The organism is Clavibacter lycopersici (assembly GCF_003576405.1).
GTDB classification, from domain to species: Bacteria; Actinomycetota; Actinomycetes; order Actinomycetales; family Microbacteriaceae; genus Clavibacter; species Clavibacter lycopersici.
The window spans coordinates 1-5,032 of the sequence record NZ_QWGT01000204.1 but is presented as its reverse complement, the minus strand read 5'-3'; the positions used below and the strand labels follow the sequence as shown (position 1 = coordinate 5,032).

Annotated in this window: 5 protein-coding genes; 4 read left to right on the top strand and 1 reads right to left on the bottom strand. The window is 73.0% G+C overall.

Features of this window, described 5'->3' with window-relative positions; genetic code table 11:
- Window positions 1-137: 137 nt before the first annotated feature.
- The 3 genes from DZG00_RS12105 (at window position 138) to DZG00_RS12095 (ending at window position 3,620) form a co-directional block, all read left to right on the top strand.
- A complete protein-coding gene (locus DZG00_RS12105) occupies window positions 138-1,013 on the top strand; it encodes an isoprenyl transferase (protein WP_119382481.1) in 876 nt (291 codons plus the stop codon).
- A 10-nt stretch (window positions 1,014-1,023) separates the two neighbouring features.
- Entirely contained in the window at window positions 1,024-2,124 is a 1,101-nt protein-coding gene (locus DZG00_RS12100; RefSeq protein WP_119382482.1) for a Gfo/Idh/MocA family protein, read from the top strand.
- A 110-nt stretch (window positions 2,125-2,234) separates the two neighbouring features.
- Window positions 2,235-3,620: a glycine--tRNA ligase gene (locus DZG00_RS12095; protein WP_119382483.1), complete on the top strand. Its 1,386-nt coding sequence runs from the start codon at window positions 2,235-2,237 to the stop codon at window positions 3,618-3,620.
- Between the two features lie 51 nt (window positions 3,621-3,671).
- Here the strand turns inward: DZG00_RS12095 and DZG00_RS12090 are convergent, their stop codons facing one another.
- A complete protein-coding gene (locus tag DZG00_RS12090) occupies window positions 3,672-4,208 on the bottom strand; it encodes an aminoacyl-tRNA deacylase (RefSeq protein WP_119382484.1) in 537 nt (178 codons plus the stop codon).
- Between the two features lie 51 nt (window positions 4,209-4,259).
- Here DZG00_RS12090 and DZG00_RS12085 point away from each other — a divergent pair, with 51 nt between their 5' ends.
- Window positions 4,260-4,985 carry a DsbA family oxidoreductase gene (locus tag DZG00_RS12085; RefSeq protein ID WP_119382485.1) on the top strand — a complete coding sequence of 242 codons (726 nt, stop codon included), beginning with the start codon at window positions 4,260-4,262 and terminating at the stop codon, window positions 4,983-4,985.
- Window positions 4,986-5,032 lie beyond the last annotated feature (47 nt).

Genomic DNA, 5,032 nt, shown 5'->3' with positions numbered 1-5,032 from the left:
GTCGATCCCGCTGCCCCGGATCCCGCCGCGGCCCTCGCCGCAGCGACCGCGTCGGTCGTGCGGTCCACCCCGCGCGCCGCCGGGCCGGACCACGACGCCCCATCCGCCGACCGCCCCCGAGCACAGGAGACGACCCCATGAGCCGACGCCCCGAGGTCCCCGGCCGCACCGACCTGCCGCTCGACTGGACCGGGGAGCAGCCGCCCCGGATCCCCGCCGACCTCGTGCCGAAGCACATCGCGGTCGTGATGGACGGCAACGGCCGCTGGGCCAACCAGCGCGGTCTCCCGCGGACCGCCGGCCACCAGGCGGGCGAGGAGGCGTGGTTCGACACCGTCGCGGGCGCCGTGCAGCTGGGCGCCACGCACCTCTCCGTCTACGCGTTCTCGACGGAGAACTGGAAGCGCTCGCCCGCCGAGGTCCGCTTCCTCATGGGCTTCAACCGCGACGTGATCCACCGCCGCCGCGACCAGCTGAACGCGTGGAACGTGCGGATCCGCTGGGGCGGCCGCCGCCCCCGCCTCTGGCGCAGCGTCATCGACGACCTCCAGGTGGCCGAGGAGATGACGAAGGACAACACCGGGATGACGCTGACGATGTGCATCAACTACGGCGGGCGGACCGAGATCGGCGACGCCGTGAAGCGCATCGCGGAGGACGTGGACGCCGGGCGCCTCAAGGCGTCGCGCGTCGACGAGCGCACCATCCAGCGCTACCTGTACCTGCCGGACGTGCCCGACGTCGACCTCTTCATCCGCAGCTCCGGCGAGCAGCGCACGAGCAACTTCCTGCTCTGGCAGTCGGCGTACGCCGAGATGGTGTTCCTCGACCGGCTGTGGCCGGACTTCCGCCGGAAGGACCTGTGGGACGCGGTGGAGAGCTACGTGCACCGCGACCGGCGGTTCGGCGGCGCGGTCGACGCGCACGCGGGCGACGCCGACGAGGGGTCCGCGGAGGACCCGGACGGCGGCGGCGCGACCCCGTCTGACGCCCCGGAGTCCTCCGCTCGTTAGCATCGGGAGCGTGACCGCACCCGACACCGCACCCGAGCCCGCCGCAGCCCCCGCCTCCTCCGACGCACCCATCCGGGTCGGGATCGTCGGCTACGGCCTCGCCGGCCGCGTCTTCCACGCGCCCTTCCTCCAGGCGAGCCCCGAGTACCGGATCGCGCTCGTCTCCACCTCGGATCCGGATCGCGCCGCGCAGGTGCGCGAGCGCCACCCGGGCGCCGACGTGGTCGCGTCCGCGGACGAGCTGTTCGCGCGCTCGGCCGAGCTCGACATGGTCGTCATCGCGTCGCCCGCGTCCGCGCACCTCCGCCAGGGGCTGCAGGCGCTCGACGCGCACCTCGCGGTCGTCATGGACAAGCCGTTCGTCGCGACCGTCGACGAGGCGCTCATCCTCATCGAGCGCGCCGAGGCGCTCGGCCTGGCGTTCTCCGTCTTCCAGAACCGCCGCCTCGACGGCGACTTCCTCACCGTGAAGGCGCTCATCGCGTCCGGGCGACTGGGGGAGATCCACCGCTTCGAGTCGACCTTCGAGCGCTGGGGCGGACCCGTCCGCGACCGCTGGCAGGACCGCGAGACGCCGGCCGACGCCGCGGGCATCTCCTACGACCTCGGCAGCCACCTCATCGACCAGGCGCTTCAGCTCTTCGGGCCCGTCGTCGACTTCGCATCCGAGCTCGCGACCGTCCGCGACGGATCCGCGAGCGACGACGACGCCTTCTACTCGCTGCTGCACGAGTCGGGCGTGCAGTCGCACATCACCGTCAGCCGCGTCGCCGCGCTGGCCGGCCCGCGCTTCCGGGTGCTCGGCACCGCGGGCGCGTACGCCGTGCACGGGCTCGACCCGCAGGAGCCGCTCCTCAAGGAGGGCGCGTCGCCGACCCATCCCGGCTTCGGCGAGGCGCCCGAGGAGGAGTGGGGCACGCTCGTCGAGGCGGCGGGGGATCCGGCGGGGGAGCGGATCCCCACCGAGCGCGGCCGCTACGCGGACTTCTACGCGGCGATGGCCGACGCGGTCCGCGGCCGCGGCCCCGTGCCGGTGGAGCCGCGCGACTCCCTCGAGACCGTCCGCATCGTCGAGCTGGCCCATCGGCGGACCGCGGGCGACGAGGACTGACCGAGGAGCGCCCGTAGACTGGGGGCCGCCTTTCCCGGCGACGCCGGCATCCCGCCGACGGTCGCCGTCCGCCGACCGGGCATCCAGTCCGGCCCCACCTAGGAGCTAACGTGGCAACCCCCTCGCGTCTCGACCCCGTCATCAACCTCGCCAAGCGGCGCGGGTTCGTCTTCCAGGCGGGTGAGATCTACGGCGGCTCGCGCTCCGCGTGGGACTACGGGCCGCTCGGCGTGGCGCTGAAGGAGAACATCAAGCGCCAGTGGTGGCAGACCATGGTCAACGGCCGCGACGACGTCGTGGGCCTCGACTCCTCGGTCATCCTGCCCCGCCGCGTGTGGGAGGCGTCCGGCCACGTCGAGGTCTTCAGCGACCCGCTCGTCGAGTCGCTGCACACGCACAAGCGCTACCGCGCCGACCACCTCATCGAGGCGTACGAGAACAAGCACGGCCACCCGCCCGTCAACGGCCTCGCCGACGTCAACGACCCCGACACCGGCCAGCCCGGATCCTGGACCGAGCCGCAGAACTTCTCCGGCCTGCTCAAGACCTTCCTCGGTCCCGTCGACAACCAGGAGGGCCTGCACTACCTCCGTCCCGAGACCGCGCAGGGCATCTTCGTCAACTTCGCCAACGTCCTGAGCGCCGCCCGCCAGAAGCCGCCGTTCGGCATCGGCCAGATCGGCAAGAGCTTCCGCAACGAGATCACGCCGCAGAACTGGATCTTCCGCACGCGCGAGTTCGAGCAGATGGAGATGGAGTTCTTCGTCGAGCCCGGCACCGACGCCGAGTGGCACCAGTACTGGATCGACGCCCGCTACGCCTGGTACACCGACCTCGGCATCGACCCGGAGAACCTGCGCCTCTTCGAGCACCCGCAGGAGAAGCTCTCGCACTACTCGACCCGCACGGTCGACATCGAGTACCGCTTCGGCTTCGCCGGCGGCGCGTGGGGCGAGCTCGAGGGCATCGCGAACCGCACCGACTACGACCTGCGCACGCACTCCGAGGCGTCGGGCCAGGACCTCTCCTACTTCGACCAGACGAAGAACGAGCGGTGGATCCCGTACGTCATCGAGCCCGCGGCGGGCCTCACCCGGTCGATGATGGCGTTCCTGGTGGACGCCTACCACGAGGACGAGGCGCCGAACGCGAAGGGCGGCGTCGACAAGCGCACGGTCCTCCGCCTCGACCGCCGCCTCGCGCCCGTCAAGGTCGCCGTGCTGCCGCTGTCGCGCAACGAGAAGCTCTCGCCGGTGGCGCGCGAGCTCGCGGCGGAGCTGCGCAGGATCTGGAACATCGAGTTCGACGACGCGGGCGCCATCGGCCGCCGCTACCGCCGCCAGGACGAGATCGGCACGCCGTTCTGCGTCACCGTCGACTTCGACACGCTCGACGATCGCGCCGTCACCGTGCGCGAGCGCGACACCATGGCGCAGGAGCGCATCCCGCTCGACGACCTCGTCGGCTACCTCGCGGGGCAGCTCGTCGGCGCCTGATCCGCACCACGGCACGACCGGTCCGCCGTCCCCGACCCCGCACCGCGGGCGTCAGGGGCGGCGGATCGTCAGCTCGTCGGTGATGTCGCCGACGGTCGCGTCGAGCGCCGCCGTCAGCGCGTCCGCGTCCACCAGCGCCGAGACGCCGTGCTCGCCGCCGCCCATGCCGATCCGGCGGCCCGCGATGCGCTCGTCCGCGAAGACCGGCAGGTCGCCGCGGGCGCCGAGCGGCGTGATGGTGCCGCGGGCGTAGCCGGTCGCCTCGAGGGCGACCTCGGGCGCGGGCATCGAGAGCTTGTTGACGCCCACGAGCGCGCGCAGCTTCGCCCAGCTGATCTGCCGGTCGCCCGGCACGAGCGCCATGAGCAGCCCGCCGTCGTGCCGCTTCACCACGAGCGACTTCACGAGGTGCGACGGCGCGATGCCGAGGCCGCGCGCCGCCTCCTCGAGGGATCCCGCGTCGGGACGGTCGACGACCTCGACGTCGATGCCGAGGCGCTCGGCGTGCGCGAGCACGCGGTCGCGTCCGCGGGGAGCGTCGTCGTCGTCGGATGCGGACGGGGCGGGGGTGGGGGAGCTGTCGGCCATGATCGGGCAACACCGCGGGAATGCCCCGCCTTCCCGACCGGTTGCCCACGCGTGACCGACTCCTCCGCCCCCGCCCTGCCCGCCATCCGCGTCGACGTCTGGTCGGACATCGCGTGCCCGTGGTGCTACGTCGGCAAGCGGCGCTTCGAGCGCGGCGCGCGCGACTTCCAGGCGAGGACGCCCGGCGCCCCCGAGATCCAGGTCACCTACCGCTCGTTCGAGCTCGCGCCGGACACCCCGGTGGACTTCCAGGGCACCGAGGTCGACTTCCTCGCCGGCCACAAGGGCATCCCCGCCGACCGCGTCGCCACGATGCTCGAGGACATGACCCGGCTCGCCGCCGCGGAGGGCCTCGCGTACGACTACGACGCTCTGCAGCACACCAACACCGTGCTCGCGCACGAGCTGCTGCACCTGGCGCGCGAGCGCGGCGTGCAGCTGGAGATGGTGGAGCGGCTGCTGTCCGCCTACTTCACCGAGGGCCGCCACGTCGGCCGGGTGCCGGACCTCGTCGCGCTCGCGGTCGAGGTCGGCCTCGACGCCGACGAGGTGCGCGAGGCGCTCGAGAGCCACCGCCACCTCGACGACGTGCGCGCCGACCAGGCGCAGGCCGTCGCCTACGGGATCCAGGGCGTCCCCTTCTTCGTGATCGACGAGCGCTTCGGCATCTCCGGCGCGCAGGACCCGACGGTCTTCGCGTCCGCGCTGGGCGAGGCCCTGGCCGCGCGCGACGGCGACACGGTGCGCGTCGTCGCGGGCGAGGAGGCGACCCGATGAGCGCCGCGCCCGCCACCGGCACCCTGCCCGTCGTGACGCCGCGGCTC

Bases quoted from the DNA above. Each gene is read 5' to 3' on its own strand.
- DZG00_RS12105 (WP_119382481.1), top strand. From the start codon at position 138: ATGAGCCGACGCCCCGAGGTCCCCGGCCGCACCGACCTGCCGCTCGAC.
- DZG00_RS12090 (WP_119382484.1), bottom strand. From the start codon at position 4,208: ATGGCCGACAGCTCCCCCACCCCCGCCCCGTCCGCATCCGACGACGAC.